We start from the raw sequence: 15,320 nt of genomic DNA on the forward strand, positions 1-15,320 counted from the left end.
TCTCCTGAAGGAACGTTGAAGACGACGACGTTGATAGGCCGGGTGTGTAAGCGCAGCGATGCGTTGAGCTAACCGGTACTAATGAACCGTGAGGCTTAACCTTACAACGCCGAAGATGTTTTGGCGGTTGAGAAGACAACAATTTTCAGCTCAGATTCAGAGTCCGAAGGATTTTACGCTGAGACAAGGCGGCAAACGCAGCGACGGAAGGAGCATACAGAAGTATGTGACTGACGCTCGCAAGAGCAGCCAACGCCGTATCAGTGTAAAAGACACAGGACAGAGCACAAAGAATTTGCTTGGCGGCACTAGCGCGGTGGTCCCACCTGACCCCATGCCGAACTCAGAAGTGAAACGCCGTAGCGCCGATGGTAGTGTGGGGTCTCCCCATGCGAGAGTAGGGAACTGCCAGGCATCAAATTAAGCAGTAAACTGATGTAAAAATCAGTGGTTGTAAAAGAATTCGGTGGAGCGGTAGTTCAGTTGGTTAGAATACCTGCCTGTCACGCAGGGGGTCGCGGGTTCGAGTCCCGTCCGTTCCGCCACCCTAATTAGGGGCGTAGTTCAATTGGTAGAGCACCGGTCTCCAAAACCGGGTGTTGGGAGTTCGAGTCTCTCCGCCCCTGCCAGAAATAATCCTTAGCATCTGCTAAGGATTTTTTTTTGCCTGAAATTACCTGATTATCTGGTCAGGTAATCGTAAGTTCCCTTCTTTTTCTTTTCATCATTTTCATTGTTCATCCAGCACATCCGTTTTTAACAGATCGCAGATCAGCGAGTATTTATCGCTGTTTTGCAGCCAAATGGCGTATAGCGGCCGTGAAAGCGTTGCGCTGTCGGCAACGGTATGTAATCCGCCCTTTTCATTTGCCCAGTTTACAGGAAGCCAGCTACAGCCATTTAATGCGCTAAGCTGCTGTCGGGCGAGTTCGGCTGAGCTGGTTGTTAATACCGGCACTTCATCTGCTGCGATCAGCCCGGTTTCATGCTGTTGGAAGTCTGGTCCCCACTCCAGCCGCAGATAATTGAGTTCTGATTTCTTACGGGCAGGGCTGCTGCAATATAACGCCAAAGTGAAGTGCCCTAACAACTGACTGCTGAACTCATCCATTTTGGGCGCTTCGGTAGTAATGAGGAGATCAAGCTGGCGTTCATGAAGTTGCTTCACAAGCGATTGCCGTTGAGCGATTCTGGCTTCGAACTGCAGGCCGCTTTGCGGCTCCTGTAGTTGGTACAGTCGCCCCAGCCAGGCGTTAAGCATACACTCCCATAAAGACGCGCTGGCGCCGATGGAAAACTCGTTATGGCGTGAGGTATGCGCCACCTCTTTACGTGCCGCCTGCCACGTATTCATCAACGTTTCCGCATACGGTAAAAGTTTTTCGCCAGCCGTGGTTAAACGGATATTGTTTCTGTGCCGCGTAAAAAGGTTTACGCCCAGTTGATTCTCCAGTTGCCTGATACGAAAGCTCACCGCGGATTGCGTCAGGTAAAGTGCTTCTGCGGCCCGCCCGAAATGGCGTGTCCGGCTAACTTCCAGGAAAGTTTTTAACAATTCCGTATCCACTGTGCTCTCCACAAAATTATTTGTCGTTATGATTTAAATGTTTTGTTTTACACTCTGTCAAGCGTAACTAATACTCCGCGCCATAAATAGCTCAGACAAAGAATTAGGAGCGTGCAGGATGGCGGAAAGCTTTACGACGACTAATCGATATTTTGACAATAAACATTATCCACGTGGATTCTCTCGTCACGGTGATTTCACGATTAAAGAGGCACAACTGCTTGAGCGTCATGGTCATGCCTTTAATGATCTGGATCTTGGCAAGCGTGAGCCTGTGACTGAAGAAGAGAAGCTGTTTGTAGCGGTATGTCGCGGCGAACGCGAGCCGGTAACGGATGCAGAACGCGTCTGGTCCAAGTATATGACGCGTATCAAGCGTCCAAAACGCTTCCACACCTTGTCTGGCGGCAAGCCGCAAGTTGAAGGCGCAGAAGACTACACCGAAGCTGATGATTAATAAAAAGGGCGTAATGCCCTTTTTTTACGCCAACAGCTTTTGCAAATGAATTAACAATCTGTCTATCGCCCGATAGCTTACCGCCTCCTGCAAATGCTGACGCGAGATCTGGTCAGCCAGTTCTATGTCGGCAATGGTTCTGGCCACTTTTAGTAAACGCTGCCAGGCGCGAATGGATAATCCAAGATGCACCAGCGTGTCTTCAAGCCAGCGGGCGTCATCGTGATGCAAAATACAATATTTTTGGATTTCGCGACCCTCCAGACGCGCGTTTAACTTCTTCTGCCGTCGGTACTGCCGTTCATGGGCGGCGATGACCCGCTTTTTTACCGTAGCGCTGCTCTCACCCTTTGAGGCGTGTTGGCTAAGAATCCCGGGCGGTGGAAGCGGTATCTCAAGCGAAAGGTCAAAACGATCAAGAAACGGGCCTGACAACCGATTAAGGTAACGTAGTGTCTGTTCTGGCGTGCAGCGATTATGGTTTCCCTGATAATGTCCGGTCGGGCTGGGATTCATTGCGGCGATTAACTGGAACCTGGCAGGGTACGTTATTTTCGCTCTGGTACGGGATAAATGAATTTGACCGGATTCTATAGGTTCACGTAGCGCATCCAGTGTGCGTCGTTCAAATTCAGGCAATTCATCAAGGAACAAAATTCCGTTGTGCGCCAGCGATATCTCTCCCGGGGCGGGTATTGCGCCGCCGCCGACCATAGCAGTAAGCGAGGCGCTATGATGAGGTGAGCGAAAGGGACGTTGCTGCCATCGTTTTTGTACCGTATCGGCATTAACCAGACTGAGGATCGCGGCGCTTTCCAACGCCTCTTCATTGCTTAATGGTGGAAGAATCCCGCTTAGTCGACTGGCCAGCATGGTTTTACCCGTACCCGGCGGGCCGATCAATAGCAGATTATGTCCCCCTGCCGCTGTAATCTCCAGGCCGCGTTTACCCTGCTCCTGACCGATCACATCGCGAAGATCGGCAGTTGCGGTAGACGATGCCATATTCTGAGCTAAAGGTCTTTCCAGGGCGTGTTTCCCTTCCAGAAAGGCGCAGACGGTTTGTAGATGATCGGCGATAAAACATCCTTCTTTGCTGATAAGCCCAACCTCCGCCGCGTTCTCTGTTGCGACGATAATATTTCTGCCGGCCCTGATGGCTTCCGTTGCACTTGATATTGCGCCAGGAACGCCGCGTAATGCGCCTGTAAGCGCTAACTCACCCACCAGCTCATATGCCTCAAGATTCGACGCTGTAAGCTGCTCAGACGCGGCCAGAAGCGCAACAGCAATAGGCAGGTCATACCTTCCGCCCTCTTTCGGTAGATCGGCTGGAGCAAGGTTAATGGTTATTTTTTTAGCCGGAAATTCATATCCGCTATTAATAATCGCACTACGTACCCGATCACGCGCCTCTTTTACCGTGGTTTCCGGTAGGCCAACCATGGTTAATCCCGGTAATCCATTACTGATATGCACCTCTATAGTGATAGGCGGCGCATTGACGCCAAGTGCGGCGCGAGTATGAACAATCGCCAGTGACATAATCCCTCCTGTTACGTGGATTATGCGGGATAGAAGAGAAAATCGAATTACTGACTTTTTGTTTTTTAGCGGCTGCTTCCTGAATTTTGGCGTCATTTTCAGGTAAGAAACATCAAACTGGAAGAACGCTCGCAGAAGCGAAAAGAAGGAAAACAGGATGTAAAGCGCGCCAAAAGGGGGAGGAAAACGTGAAAATTTTTCAGTTGCTAATTTTTCTTATAAAAAACAAAGCACTTTTAGGCATTCACCTGCATTATCTGAAACGTGGTTAAAAAAATATCTTGTGCTATTGGCAAAACCTATGGTAACTCTTTAGGTATTCCTTCGAACAAGATGCAAGAATAGACAAAAATGACAGCCCTTCTACGAGTGATTAGCCTGGTCGTGATTAGCGTGGTGGTGATTATTATCCCACCGTGCGGGGCTGCACTTGGACGAGGAAAGGCTTAGAAATCAAGCCTTAACGAACTAAGACCCCCGCACCGAAAGGTCCGGGGGTTTTTTTTGGCCTGAAAAACTTAAGCGAGGAGCAGAGCGTGAATAACAGCATAAAATTCTGTTTCTCAAGATTTACGACGGGGATGTAACTATGAACGGGGCACAGTGGGTGGTACATGCTTTGCGAGCGCAGGGGGTGAAAACCGTATTTGGTTATCCTGGCGGCGCAATTATGCCGGTTTACGACGCGTTGTATGACGGTGGTGTGGAGCATTTGTTGTGCCGACACGAGCAGGGTGCCGCAATGGCGGCAATCGGTTATGCCCGTTCTACCGGCAAAACCGGTGTTTGTATCGCCACTTCCGGCCCTGGCGCCACTAACCTGATCACTGGCCTGGCGGATGCGTTGTTAGATTCGGTCCCCGTCGTCGCGATCACGGGTCAGGTTTCCGCCCCGTTCATCGGCACTGATGCGTTCCAGGAGGTGGATGTGTTAGGCCTGTCGCTGGCCTGTACCAAACACAGCTTCCTGGTGCAGTCGCTGGCAGAGCTGCCTCGTATCATGGCGGAGGCTTTTGAAGTCGCCAACGCTGGCCGTCCTGGCCCGGTTCTGGTGGATATCCCGAAAGATATCCAGTTGGCCAGCGGTGAGCTGGAACCCTGGTTTACTACCGTTGCTAACGAAGCGACCTTCCCGCAGGCTGATGTTGAACAGGCGCGCCAGATGCTGGAACAGGCGAAAAAACCCATGCTGTACGTCGGCGGTGGTGTTGGTATGGCGCAGGCGGTTCCGGCGCTGCGTAAATTTATCGCGGTAACGCAAATGCCAGTTACCTGCACGCTGAAAGGGTTGGGGGCTGTTGAAGCTGATTATCCGTACTATCTGGGCATGCTGGGAATGCACGGTACTAAAGCGGCTAATTTCGCGGTGCAAGGGTGTGATTTACTGATCGCAGTGGGTGCACGTTTTGATGACCGGGTGACCGGTAAGCTGAATACGTTTGCGCCGAACGCCAGCGTAATCCATATGGATATCGACCCGGCGGAAATGAACAAACTGCGTCAGGCACACGTCGCGTTGCAGGGCGATTTAAATTCGCTGTTGCCGGCATTACAGCAACCGCTGAAGATCGACGCATGGCGTCAGTCCTGTGCAGAGCTGCGCGCAGAACACGCCTGGCGCTATGACCATCCTGGCGAGACTATCTATGCGCCGTTGTTGTTGAAGCAATTGTCGGAACGCAAACCCGCAGACAGCGTGGTGACGACGGATGTGGGGCAGCATCAGATGTGGTCAGCCCAGCATATGACTTACACCCGCCCGGAGAACTTCATCACTTCCAGCGGTCTGGGGACGATGGGATTCGGCTTACCGGCGGCCGTTGGCGCGCAGGTAGCGCGACCGAATGATACCGTTATCTGTATCTCCGGTGACGGCTCCTTCATGATGAATGTTCAGGAGTTGGGCACCGTAAAACGCAAGCAGTTACCGTTGAAAATAGTCTTACTCGACAACCAGCGGTTAGGGATGGTTCGACAATGGCAGCAACTGTTTTTCCAGGAGCGATATAGCGAAACCACCCTGACCGATAACCCCGATTTCCTCATGCTGGCCAGCGCCTTCGGCATTCCAGGCCAGCACATTACTCGTAAAGACCAGGTTGAAGCGGCACTCGACACGATGTTGGCAAGCGAAGGGCCGTACCTGCTTCACGTCTCAATCGACGAACTTGAAAATGTCTGGCCGTTGGTGCCGCCTGGCGCCAGTAACTCTGAAATGCTGGAGAAATTATCATGATGCAACATCAGGTCAATGTATCGGCACGCTTTAATCCAGAAACCTTAGAACGTGTTTTACGCGTGGTGCGCCATCGTGGTTTTCAGGTGTGCTCCATGAATATGGAAGCCGCGACCGATGCGCAGAATATAAATATTGAATTGACCGTTGCCAGTCCCCGGTCGGTCGACTTACTGTTTAGTCAGTTAAGTAAACTGGTAGATGTTGCGCATGTCGCAATCTGCCAGAGCGCTGCCACATCACAACAAATCCGCGCCTGAGCGCAAAAGGAAGAAAAATGACGACGAAAAAAGCTGATTACATTTGGTTCAATGGCGAGATGGTGCGCTGGGAAGACGCGAAGGTTCACGTAATGTCTCACGCGCTGCACTACGGTACGTCGGTATTTGAAGGGATTCGGTGCTACGACTCTCACAAAGGCCCGGTAGTGTTTCGTCATCGTGAACATATGCAGCGCCTGCGCGACTCAGCAAAAATTTATCGTTTTCCGGTTTCCCAGAGTATTGATGAGCTGATGGAAGCCTGCCGCGAAGTGATCCGCAAAAACAACCTGACCAGCGCCTATATCCGTCCGTTGGTATTTGTCGGCGATGTCGGTATGGGCGTTAACCCGCCCCCGGGATACACCACTGACGTCATCATCGCCGCGTTCCCGTGGGGGGCATACCTGGGCGCCGAAGCGCTGGATCAGGGGATCGATGCGATGGTTTCTTCCTGGAATCGCGCTGCGCCGAACACCATTCCAACCGCTGCGAAAGCGGGCGGTAACTATCTCTCCTCACTGCTGGTGGGTAGCGAAGCGCGCCGCCACGGCTATCAGGAAGGCATCGCCCTGGATGTAAACGGCTATATCTCCGAAGGCGCAGGCGAAAACCTGTTTGAGGTAAAAGATGGCGTGCTGTTTACTCCGCCGTTTACCTCTTCCGCGCTGCCAGGCATTACTCGCGATGCGATCATCAAACTGGCGAAAGAGCTGGGTATTGAAGTGCGTGAGCAGGTGCTGTCCCGTGAATCGCTGTATCTGGCCGACGAAGTGTTTATGTCCGGAACCGCGGCAGAAATTACTCCGGTACGCAGCGTTGATGGTATCCAGGTAGGTGAAGGCCGTTGCGGCCCTGTTACCAAGCGTATTCAACAAGCCTTCTTTGGTCTCTTCACTGGAGAAACCGAGGATAAATGGGGCTGGTTGGATCCGGTAAATTCATAATAAATAAAATTAATATTTTCCCAAAATAATTTGCGTCACAGGAAGGCGGCAACGCAGCGAATCCCCAGGGCTTACTGTCGTAAGTGACTGGGGTGAGTGAGGCAGCCAACGCACCTGTGGCGTGAAGTATGAAGGGAAAAGATGGGGAGTAAATAAAGCATGCCTAAGTACCGTTCCGCCACCACCACCCATGGTCGTAATATGGCGGGTGCCCGCGCGCTGTGGCGCGCCACCGGAATGACCGACAGTGATTTTGGCAAACCGATTATCGCCGTGGTGAACTCATTCACTCAGTTTGTGCCGGGTCACGTTCATCTGCGCGATCTCGGTAAGCTGGTCGCCGAACAGATTGAAGCTTCCGGCGGTGTGGCGAAAGAGTTCAACACTATTGCCGTGGATGACGGGATCGCCATGGGGCACGGGGGTATGCTCTATTCACTGCCGTCGCGCGAGCTGATCGCCGACTCTGTTGAGTACATGGTGAACGCTCACTGCGCTGACGCGATGGTGTGTATTTCCAACTGTGACAAAATCACCCCAGGGATGCTCATGGCCTCGCTGCGCCTGAATATTCCGGTGATCTTTGTCTCCGGCGGACCGATGGAAGCCGGGAAAACCAAGCTTTCAGACAAAATTATCAAGCTGGATCTGGTTGATGCCATGATTCAGGGCGCGGACCCGAAAGTCTCTGACGATCAAAGTAACCAGGTGGAGCGTTCCGCCTGTCCAACCTGCGGCTCCTGCTCCGGCATGTTTACCGCTAATTCCATGAACTGCCTGACCGAAGCGCTGGGCCTGTCGCAGCCGGGCAACGGCTCACTGCTGGCAACCCACGCTGACCGGAAGCAGTTGTTCCTCAATGCCGGTAAGCGGATTGTTGAACTGACTAAACGCTATTACGAGCAGGATGACGAAAGTGCACTGCCGCGTAACATCGCCAGCAAAGCCGCGTTTGAAAACGCCATGACGCTGGATATTGCGATGGGCGGTTCGACCAATACCGTTCTGCATCTACTGGCGGCGGCGCAGGAAGCGGAAATCGACTTCACCATGAGTGATATCGACAAGCTGTCCCGCAAGGTGCCGCAGTTGTGTAAAGTGGCGCCAAGTACCCAGAAATACCATATGGAAGACGTTCACCGTGCCGGCGGTGTGCTGGGTATTTTAGGCGAGCTGGATCGCGCCGGGCTGCTGAACCGCAACGTGAAAAACGTATTAGGCCTGACGCTGCCGCAAACGCTGGAACAGTACGACATCACGGTTACGCAGGACGAAGCGGTTAAAAAAATGTTCCGTGCTGGCCCTGCCGGTATCCGTACTACCCAGGCGTTCTCGCAGGATTGTCGCTGGGATTCGCTGGATGACGACCGCGCAGCGGGTTGCATCCGCTCGCTGGAGTATGCCTATAGCAAAGACGGCGGTCTGGCGGTGCTGTATGGCAACTTCGCCGAAAACGGCTGCATTGTGAAAACCGCAGGCGTGGATGACAGCATCCTTAAATTTACCGGCCCGGCTAAAGTGTATGAAAGCCAGGACGACGCGGTAGAGGCGATTCTCGGCGGCAAAGTAGTGGAAGGCGATGTAGTCGTGATCCGCTACGAAGGGCCGAAAGGCGGGCCGGGAATGCAGGAAATGCTCTATCCGACCAGTTTCCTGAAGTCGATGGGGCTGGGCAAAGCCTGCGCGCTCATCACCGATGGGCGTTTCTCCGGCGGTACTTCGGGTCTTTCCATCGGCCACGTCTCGCCGGAAGCGGCCAGCGGCGGCACTATTGCGCTGATTGAAGATGGCGACACTATTGCGATTGATATCCCAAACCGCAGCATTCAGTTGCAGTTGAGCGAGGCTGAAATCGCCGCACGCCGCGAGGCGCAGGAAGCTCGCGGCGATAAAGCCTGGACGCCGAAAAATCGTCAGCGTCAGGTTTCGTTTGCCCTGCGTGCCTACGCCAGCCTGGCGACCAGCGCCGATAAAGGCGCGGTGCGCGATAAATCGAAACTGGGAGGTTGATGATGGCGGAATCTCAACCACTGTCAGTCGCGCCGGAAGGGGCGGAGTATCTGCGCGCGGTGCTACGCGCGCCAGTATACGAGGCGGCGCAGGTGACGCCGCTGCAAAAAATGGAAAAGCTCTCGTCACGTCTGGATAACGTTATTCTCGTCAAACGCGAAGACCGGCAGCCGGTACATAGCTTTAAGCTGCGCGGCGCTTACGCGATGATGGCCGGATTGACCGAAGAACAAAAAGCCCACGGCGTGATTACCGCGTCGGCGGGGAACCATGCACAGGGCGTGGCGTTTTCCTCCGCGCGGCTTGGCGTGAAGTCGCTGATCGTCATGCCAAAAGCAACGGCGGATATTAAAGTCGATGCGGTACGCGGTTTTGGCGGCGAAGTGCTGTTGCACGGCGCTAATTTTGATGAAGCGAAAGCGAAAGCTATTGAACTGGCGCAGCAGCAGGGTTTTACCTGGGTGCCGCCGTTTGATCACCCAATGGTGATCGCCGGGCAGGGCACGCTGGCGCTGGAGCTGCTTCAGCAGGATTCGCATCTCGATCGTGTCTTTGTGCCGGTTGGCGGCGGCGGCCTGGCGGCGGGCGTAGCGGTACTGATCAAACAATTGATGCCGCAAATCAAAGTAATTGCCGTCGAAGCGGAGGATTCCGCCTGCCTGAAAGCGGCGTTGGAAGCCGGTCATCCAGTGGATCTCCCGCGCGTTGGGTTATTTGCTGAAGGCGTGGCGGTAAAACGCATCGGCGACGAAACCTTCCGCCTGTGCCAGGAATATCTCGACGACATTATTACAGTCGATAGCGACGCGATCTGCGCGGCGATGAAAGACCTGTTTGAAGATGTGCGTGCGGTGGCGGAGCCGTCCGGCGCGCTGGCGCTGGCGGGGATGAAAAAATATATCGCCCAGCACAATATTCGCGGCGAACGCCTGGCGCACGTCCTTTCCGGCGCCAACGTCAACTTCCACGGCTTGCGCTATGTGTCTGAACGCTGCGAGCTGGGGGAACAGCGCGAAGCGTTACTGGCGGTGACCATTCCGGAAGAAAAGGGGAGCTTTCTCAAATTCTGCCAGTTGCTTGGCGGGCGTATGGTCACCGAATTTAACTACCGTTTTGCCGACGCGAAAAATGCCTGTATTTTTGTCGGCGTACGCGTCAGTCAGGGGCTGGAGGAGCGAAAAGAGATTATCACCCAACTGTGCGACGGCGGTTATAGCGTAGTGGATCTCTCCGACGATGAAATGGCGAAGCTGCATGTGCGCTATATGGTCGGTGGGCGTCCATCCCATCCGCTACAGGAACGCCTCTACAGCTTTGAATTTCCGGAGTCACCCGGCGCGTTGCTCAAATTCCTGCATACGCTTGGCACGCACTGGAATATTTCGCTATTCCATTACCGTAGCCACGGTACCGATTATGGCCGCGTGCTGGCGGCGTTCGAGTTAGGCGATCATGAGCCGGATTTCGAAACCCGGCTGCATGAGCTGGGCTATGAATGCCATGATGAGAGCAATAACCCGGCGTTCCGGTTCTTTCTGGCGGGTTAATTCAGCGTTTAGTTTTTCGGGCCCACAAAGTAAAGTGGGCCTAATATCAAGATATTATCTTCCCTCAGTTATTGGGCTTTTCTGCCAGCCCGGAGCATCCACTCATTTAATTTTGCGAGACGTTTTCCAGAAGGCGCCCAATCTGCTTGTGGTGAAACTCGGCTCACCATATCGTTAGCACCGCTATCACTTGCACCTGCTAAAAACAATGTATAAAATTTTATACACAAGGATGTTATGTTACTCACCCGAGCTCTCTCCAATGAAAAAGAAATTCGATGGGTGGGATCTTCTCTGGAGGATCTCCTGGCTTTTCCCATAACGGTACGTAAAGCAGTCGGTTATCAGCTTCACAAAATTCAGTATGGAATTGAACCCGATGACTGGAAACCGTTTTCAGAAATTGGGGCTGGGGTAAATGAAATTCGGATTCGTGACAACAATGGTATCTATCGCGTTATGTATGTCGCTAAGTTTGAAGAAGCACTCTACGTTTTGCATAGTTTCCAAAAACAGACGCAACAAACCAGTCAGCACGATAAAAACATCGCCAGAACGCGTTATAACCGGGTGGTGCAACAACGGAGAAACAGCTTGTGATTGCCAAAACTGATAGTGATATTCGCCATGTGACGCCATCTGGCGGTAATGTTTTTGCTGATTTGGGGTTTGATAAGCAGGACGCAGAAAAGTTTTACGCTGATTCCCTGAGTGAAATCGAAAACACGTTAGCCATTAAAGAACAGCTCATGGAAGAAATTACCCTCTGGATTACGCGAAACCAGATGAAGCAAGCCGAGGTTGCTACAGTTTTGCATATATCCCGACCGCGCGTTTCGGATGTCGTCAACAAGAAATGCAGCAAATTCACCATTGATGCTCTGGTGAATATGCTTAGCCGTATTGGGAAGCCTGTTCGGGTAATGGTAGGGCCGTAAAACTAATTCGGTAAAATCTTCCAGAACGCATCAATTAGCGGCTCATGCAGCCGCTTTTTCTGCACGCAGACGCCCAGCTCAAACGGCGTTTTTTCATCACTACGTTCTAAAATCATTACCCGGTTGCGCACCGGTTCCGGGCTGTTTTCCAGCACCACTTCCGGCAGCAGCGCCACGCCGCAGCCCAGCGCCACCATTGAGACCATCGCTTCGTGACCGCCGACGGTGGCGTAAATCTGCGGATTGCTGATTTTATGGCGGCGAAACCACAGCTCAATACGGCGGCGTACCGGCCCCTGATCGGCCATGATAAACGGCACCGTCGACCAGTCGGGCTTATCAACCGAAACCTGATTGCGCACCGGGCAGGGCAGCGCCGGGGCGATCAGCACCACCGCCAGATTTTCCAGCATCGAAAACGCCACCGCGCCCGGTAGCGTTTCTGGTTTGCCGGCGATTGCCAGGTCCGCTTCTCCCGTTACCACCTTTTCCATCGCATCGGCGGCGTCTCCGGTCGTCAATTTGATTTCAACAGAAGGGTGTTCGGCGCGAAAACGGTCTAGGATCGGCGGCAGATGACTGTATGCCGCGGTCACTGAACAGAAGATATGGAGTTCGCCGGAAAGGGACGGCCCCTGCTGATCGAGGGTATGGCGCAACTGCTGATATTGCAAAAGCGTCTGTTGGGCAAACACTCGCAGCTCTTCACCCGCTTCGGTCAGCGTGACCGTGCGGTTATCGCGCACAAACAGCGGCTGGCCGAGATCTTCTTCCAGCCGCTGAATCTGCCGGGAAAGCGTGGAGGGGCTGACGTGCATCGCTCGCGCGCTGCGGCCAAAGTGGCGGCTTTCCGCCAGATGCAGGAAGGTTTTTAGATCGCGTAAATCCACAGACAGACCTCCGGTTTTTGACGTTGCATAAACCGCAACATAACGTTGTGAATATATCAATTTCCGCAATAAATTTCCTGTTGTAATGTGGGTTCATTCGCACAGATAGCAATCTGTAAACCGAACAATAAGCGCGACAACACAACATCACGGAGTACACCATCATGGCTAACTACTTTAATACACTGAATCTGCGTCAGCAGCTGGCACAGCTGGGTAAATGCCGCTTTATGGGCCGCGACGAATTCGCCGACGGCGCGAGCTACCTGCAGGGTAAAAAAGTGGTCATCGTCGGCTGTGGCGCTCAGGGGCTGAACCAGGGCCTGAACATGCGTGACTCCGGTCTGGATATTTCCTACGCCCTGCGTAAAGAAGCCATTGCTGAAAAGCGTGCCTCCTGGCGTAAAGCGACCGAAAACGGCTTCAAAGTGGGTACCTACGAAGAGCTGATCCCGCAGGCGGATCTGGTGGTTAACCTGACGCCAGACAAACAGCACTCCGACGTGGTGCGCTCCGTACAGCCGCTGATGAAAGACGGCGCGGCGCTGGGCTATTCACACGGCTTCAACATCGTGGAAGTGGGCGAGCAGATCCGTAAAGACATCACCGTAGTGATGGTAGCGCCGAAGTGTCCGGGCACCGAAGTACGTGAAGAATACAAGCGTGGCTTCGGTGTGCCAACGCTGATCGCCGTTCACCCGGAAAACGATCCGAAAGGCGAAGGCATGGCGATTGCTAAAGCCTGGGCTGCGGCCACCGGCGGCCACCGTGCGGGCGTACTGGAATCTTCTTTCGTGGCGGAAGTGAAATCTGACCTGATGGGCGAGCAGACTATTCTGTGCGGTATGTTGCAGGCCGGTTCTCTGCTGTGCTTCGACAAGCTGGTGGCAGAAGGCACCGAACCGGCATACGCGGAAAAACTGATTCAGTTCGGCTGGGAAACCATCACCGAAGCGCTGAAGCAGGGCGGCATCACCCTGATGATGGACCGTCTGTCTAACCCGGCGAAACTGCGTGCTTACGCGCTGTCCGAACAATTGAAAGAGATCATGGCGCCGCTGTTCCAGAAACACATGGATGACATCATCTCCGGCGAATTCTCTTCCGGCATGATGGCTGACTGGGCTAACGACGATAAGAAACTGCTGACCTGGCGTGAAGAGACCGGCAAAACCGCGTTCGAAACCGCGCCGCAGTTTGAAGGTAAGATCGGCGAGCAGGAGTACTTCGATAAAGGCGTGCTGATGATCGCGATGGTGAAAGCGGGCGTTGAGCTGGCGTTCGAAACCATGGTCGATTCCGGCATCATCGAAGAATCCGCTTACTACGAATCACTGCACGAACTGCCGTTGATCGCCAACACCATCGCCCGTAAGCGTCTGTATGAAATGAACGTGGTTATCTCTGATACCGCAGAATACGGTAACTACCTGTTCTCTTACGCTTGCGTACCGCTGCTGAAACCGTTTATGGCGGAATTGCAACCGGGCGATCTGGGTAGTGCTATCCCGGAAGGCGCGGTAGACAACGCACAGCTTCGCGACGTGAACGACGCGATTCGTAGCCATGCGATTGAGCAGGTAGGTAAGAAATTGCGCGGCTATATGACGGATATGAAGCGTATTGCGGTAGCGGGTTGATATACCTTGTCGGGTGGCGCTAGCGCTTACCCGACCTACAAAATCAAGCAGACGATGTAGGCCGGGTAAGGCGTAGCCGCCACCCGGCTTTTTATTTGCGATACAATACCTTAATGATGTGATAACCGAACTGGGTGTGCAATGGGCCGGTTGGCTCCAGTACCGGGCAGGAAAAGACTACTTTATCGAATGCCGGAACCATCTGGCCCTGACGAAATTCGCCTAAATGACCGCCTTTTTTACCGGATGGGCAGATAGAATGCTTCTTCGCCAGCTTCTCAAAATCGCCGCCGTTTTTAATTTGCTCCAGAAGATCTAAAGCCAGTTTCTCTTCTTTTACAAGAATATGCAGTGCTGCTGCCATTTTTGCCATTATTGTGTTCTCACGTCGCAAAGATTGGCCGTCACTTTATCACTCCTTAGGCCGTCAGACATATACTCTTCGCCATTACAGGACAGATGTCCCGCCTGATTTAATGAACCGGGAGATAAGCGGCATTTTTAGCAGGCGTATTTCGGATGCGCGGGACGGCGGTCCTGTCCTTTCTGACAAGGGGCGAGATACCATGAACATAATGAAAAACGCAGAATTTCCAGACGACTGGCTTTTAGGGCTACGCCAGGTTGTACGCGACCCAGTGCTCTATGAATTACTCAAATACTGCCCGTTGGAAATCATGCAGTGCTGGCGATTTGACGACATTTCCCGCGGCGCGCTTATCTGCCGCCAGGGGGAAATATGCCAGCAATTTTCACTCATTGTGGCCGGCGAAGTGGATGTTTTTTACGAAGCTGAAGATGGACGCCGTTACCGGCAGGCGCGTTATGGCAAAGGAGACATGCTGGGCGAGCTAGAGATATTTGAGTCGCGGCATTACATCTGTTCTGTCGTAGCCGTCGGCAATGTACAGCTACTCAGCCTGCCGCAAGCGCATTTTTGCCGCTGGCTGACGCTGGATAACCACTTTAACCAGCGAATGCTGCGGTTTTTCAGCCAACAGTATTACCAGTTGTCGAAAAAGGCCAGTAGCGACAATTTGTACTCGCTGCATCAGCGCGTATGCCAGGCATTATGGCTGCGTTATCAACAATATGAATCAACCACTATTTTGCTTGATAAGCAGAATCTTGGTCAGGAATTTGCGGCGACGACGCGCAGTATCAACCGGATACTGCACGATCTGAAATCGCTGAACATTATCGATACCGACGGTGAGCGGATCATTTTACTGGCTCCTGAAAAACTCAAACAGGAGGCGGAAATCTGAACCTCTCAGAACAAT

The 15,320-nt window shown here is 53.0% G+C and carries 16 protein-coding genes, 2 tRNA genes and 2 rRNA genes; 16 read left to right on the forward strand and 4 right to left on the reverse strand.

Annotated elements, in window-relative coordinates; genetic code table 11:
- The 4 genes from ABVN36_RS20230 to ABVN36_RS20245 form a co-directional block, all read left to right on the forward strand.
- Window positions 1-103 (forward strand): 23S ribosomal RNA (locus tag ABVN36_RS20230); the annotation flags it as partial.
- Window positions 104-298: 195 nt separating this feature from the next.
- Window positions 299-414: ribosomal RNA gene (rrf, locus tag ABVN36_RS20235) — 5S ribosomal RNA — on the forward strand.
- 54 nt (window positions 415-468) lie between these two features.
- Window positions 469-545, forward strand: a tRNA-Asp gene (locus tag ABVN36_RS20240).
- Between the two features lie 8 nt (window positions 546-553).
- Window positions 554-629: transfer RNA gene (locus tag ABVN36_RS20245), tRNA-Trp, on the forward strand.
- Window positions 630-730: 101 nt separating this feature from the next.
- Here ABVN36_RS20245 and hdfR read toward each other — a convergent pair.
- The gene (hdfR, locus tag ABVN36_RS20250) at window positions 731-1,579 is read right to left on the reverse strand and encodes an HTH-type transcriptional regulator HdfR (RefSeq protein WP_001541181.1); all 849 of its coding nucleotides are present in this window, start codon (window positions 1,577-1,579) and stop codon (window positions 731-733) included.
- Window positions 1,580-1,685: 106 nt separating this feature from the next.
- Between hdfR and maoP the strand changes: the two genes are divergently transcribed.
- Window positions 1,686-2,024 carry a macrodomain Ori organization protein MaoP gene (gene maoP, locus ABVN36_RS20255; protein WP_000840996.1) on the forward strand — a complete coding sequence of 113 codons (339 nt, stop codon included), beginning with the start codon at window positions 1,686-1,688 and terminating at the stop codon, window positions 2,022-2,024.
- Between the two features lie 24 nt (window positions 2,025-2,048).
- Here the strand turns inward: maoP and ABVN36_RS20260 are convergent, their stop codons facing one another.
- The gene (locus ABVN36_RS20260; protein WP_000050222.1) at window positions 2,049-3,569 is read right to left on the reverse strand and encodes a YifB family Mg chelatase-like AAA ATPase; all 1,521 of its coding nucleotides are present in this window, start codon (window positions 3,567-3,569) and stop codon (window positions 2,049-2,051) included.
- A gap of 351 nt (window positions 3,570-3,920) precedes the next feature.
- Between ABVN36_RS20260 and ilvL the strand changes: the two genes are divergently transcribed.
- The 9 genes from ilvL to ABVN36_RS20305 all read left to right on the forward strand — a co-directional run bounded on the left by ilvL (window position 3,921) and on the right by ABVN36_RS20305 (window position 11,507).
- The gene (ilvL, locus tag ABVN36_RS20265; RefSeq protein ID WP_001311244.1) at window positions 3,921-4,019 is read left to right on the forward strand and encodes an ilv operon leader peptide; all 99 of its coding nucleotides are present in this window, start codon (window positions 3,921-3,923) and stop codon (window positions 4,017-4,019) included.
- An 86-nt stretch (window positions 4,020-4,105) separates the two neighbouring features.
- The gene (ilvX, locus tag ABVN36_RS20270) at window positions 4,106-4,156 is read left to right on the forward strand and encodes a peptide IlvX (protein ID WP_192930503.1); all 51 of its coding nucleotides are present in this window, start codon (window positions 4,106-4,108) and stop codon (window positions 4,154-4,156) included.
- A gap of 2 nt (window positions 4,157-4,158) precedes the next feature.
- A complete protein-coding gene (gene ilvG / locus ABVN36_RS20275) occupies window positions 4,159-5,805 on the forward strand; it encodes an acetolactate synthase 2 catalytic subunit (protein WP_001012555.1) in 1,647 nt (548 codons plus the stop codon).
- On the forward strand, window positions 5,802-6,065 hold the full coding sequence (gene ilvM / locus ABVN36_RS20280; RefSeq protein ID WP_000983260.1) for an acetolactate synthase 2 small subunit: 264 nt from the start codon (window positions 5,802-5,804) through the stop codon (window positions 6,063-6,065). Before ilvG ends, ilvM begins: the two co-directional genes overlap by 4 nt.
- A 17-nt stretch (window positions 6,066-6,082) precedes the next feature.
- A complete protein-coding gene (gene ilvE, locus ABVN36_RS20285; RefSeq protein WP_000208532.1) occupies window positions 6,083-7,012 on the forward strand; it encodes a branched-chain-amino-acid transaminase in 930 nt (309 codons plus the stop codon).
- Window positions 7,013-7,171: 159 nt separating this feature from the next.
- Complete coding sequence (gene ilvD, locus ABVN36_RS20290; RefSeq protein WP_001127429.1) at window positions 7,172-9,022, forward strand: dihydroxy-acid dehydratase; 1,851 nt, start codon at window positions 7,172-7,174, stop codon at window positions 9,020-9,022.
- Window positions 9,023-9,024: 2 nt separating this feature from the next.
- A complete protein-coding gene (gene ilvA, locus ABVN36_RS20295; protein ID WP_033903558.1) occupies window positions 9,025-10,569 on the forward strand; it encodes a threonine ammonia-lyase, biosynthetic in 1,545 nt (514 codons plus the stop codon).
- Window positions 10,570-10,851: 282 nt separating this feature from the next.
- Window positions 10,852-11,169: a type II toxin-antitoxin system RelE/ParE family toxin gene (locus tag ABVN36_RS20300; RefSeq protein ID WP_000535852.1), complete on the forward strand. Its 318-nt coding sequence runs from the start codon at window positions 10,852-10,854 to the stop codon at window positions 11,167-11,169.
- On the forward strand, window positions 11,166-11,507 hold the full coding sequence (locus ABVN36_RS20305; RefSeq protein WP_000560822.1) for a helix-turn-helix domain-containing protein: 342 nt from the start codon (window positions 11,166-11,168) through the stop codon (window positions 11,505-11,507). The genes ABVN36_RS20300 and ABVN36_RS20305 overlap by 4 nt, the downstream gene beginning before the upstream one ends.
- Window positions 11,508-11,509: 2 nt before the next feature.
- On the opposite strand, the gene ilvY is transcribed toward ABVN36_RS20305, so the two are convergent.
- Window positions 11,510-12,397: an HTH-type transcriptional activator IlvY gene (gene ilvY, locus ABVN36_RS20310; protein WP_023137859.1), complete on the reverse strand. Its 888-nt coding sequence runs from the start codon at window positions 12,395-12,397 to the stop codon at window positions 11,510-11,512.
- A 164-nt stretch (window positions 12,398-12,561) separates the two neighbouring features.
- On the opposite strand from ilvY, the gene ilvC reads away from it, so the two are divergent.
- Entirely contained in the window at window positions 12,562-14,037 is a 1,476-nt protein-coding gene (gene ilvC, locus ABVN36_RS20315) for a ketol-acid reductoisomerase (protein ID WP_023137858.1), read from the forward strand.
- Window positions 14,038-14,128: 91 nt separating this feature from the next.
- Here the strand turns inward: ilvC and ppiC are convergent, their stop codons facing one another.
- Window positions 14,129-14,410 carry a peptidylprolyl isomerase PpiC gene (gene ppiC / locus ABVN36_RS20320; protein ID WP_001096806.1) on the reverse strand — a complete coding sequence of 94 codons (282 nt, stop codon included), beginning with the start codon at window positions 14,408-14,410 and terminating at the stop codon, window positions 14,129-14,131.
- 193 nt (window positions 14,411-14,603) lie between these two features.
- Here ppiC and ABVN36_RS20325 point away from each other — a divergent pair, with 193 nt between their 5' ends.
- The gene (locus ABVN36_RS20325) at window positions 14,604-15,305 is read left to right on the forward strand and encodes a Crp/Fnr family transcriptional regulator (protein WP_001024340.1); all 702 of its coding nucleotides are present in this window, start codon (window positions 14,604-14,606) and stop codon (window positions 15,303-15,305) included.
- The last annotated feature ends 15 nt before the right edge of the window (window positions 15,306-15,320 follow it).

It is taken from the genome of Salmonella sp. SJTUF15581 (genome assembly GCF_043356775.1).
GTDB classification, from domain to species: domain Bacteria; phylum Pseudomonadota; class Gammaproteobacteria; order Enterobacterales; family Enterobacteriaceae; genus Salmonella; species Salmonella enterica.

Excerpts from the sequence above, each read along its gene's own strand:
- ABVN36_RS20260 (WP_000050222.1), bottom strand. The coding sequence starts at position 3,569 with ATGTCACTGGCGATTGTTCATACTCGCGCCGCACTTGGCGTCAATGCG.
- maoP (WP_000840996.1), top strand. The coding sequence starts at position 1,686 with ATGGCGGAAAGCTTTACGACGACTAATCGATATTTTGACAATAAACAT.
- ABVN36_RS20325 (WP_001024340.1), top strand. The coding sequence starts at position 14,604 with ATGAACATAATGAAAAACGCAGAATTTCCAGACGACTGGCTTTTAGGG.
- ilvM (WP_000983260.1), top strand. The coding sequence starts at position 5,802 with ATGATGCAACATCAGGTCAATGTATCGGCACGCTTTAATCCAGAAACC.
- ppiC (WP_001096806.1), bottom strand. The coding sequence starts at position 14,410 with ATGGCAAAAATGGCAGCAGCACTGCATATTCTTGTAAAAGAAGAGAAA.
- ilvL (WP_001311244.1), top strand. The coding sequence starts at position 3,921 with ATGACAGCCCTTCTACGAGTGATTAGCCTGGTCGTGATTAGCGTGGTG.
- ilvD (WP_001127429.1), top strand. The coding sequence starts at position 7,172 with ATGCCTAAGTACCGTTCCGCCACCACCACCCATGGTCGTAATATGGCG.
- ilvG (WP_001012555.1), top strand. The coding sequence starts at position 4,159 with ATGAACGGGGCACAGTGGGTGGTACATGCTTTGCGAGCGCAGGGGGTG.
- ilvC (WP_023137858.1), top strand. The coding sequence starts at position 12,562 with ATGGCTAACTACTTTAATACACTGAATCTGCGTCAGCAGCTGGCACAG.
- ilvE (WP_000208532.1), top strand. The coding sequence starts at position 6,083 with ATGACGACGAAAAAAGCTGATTACATTTGGTTCAATGGCGAGATGGTG.
- ilvA (WP_033903558.1), top strand. The coding sequence starts at position 9,025 with ATGGCGGAATCTCAACCACTGTCAGTCGCGCCGGAAGGGGCGGAGTAT.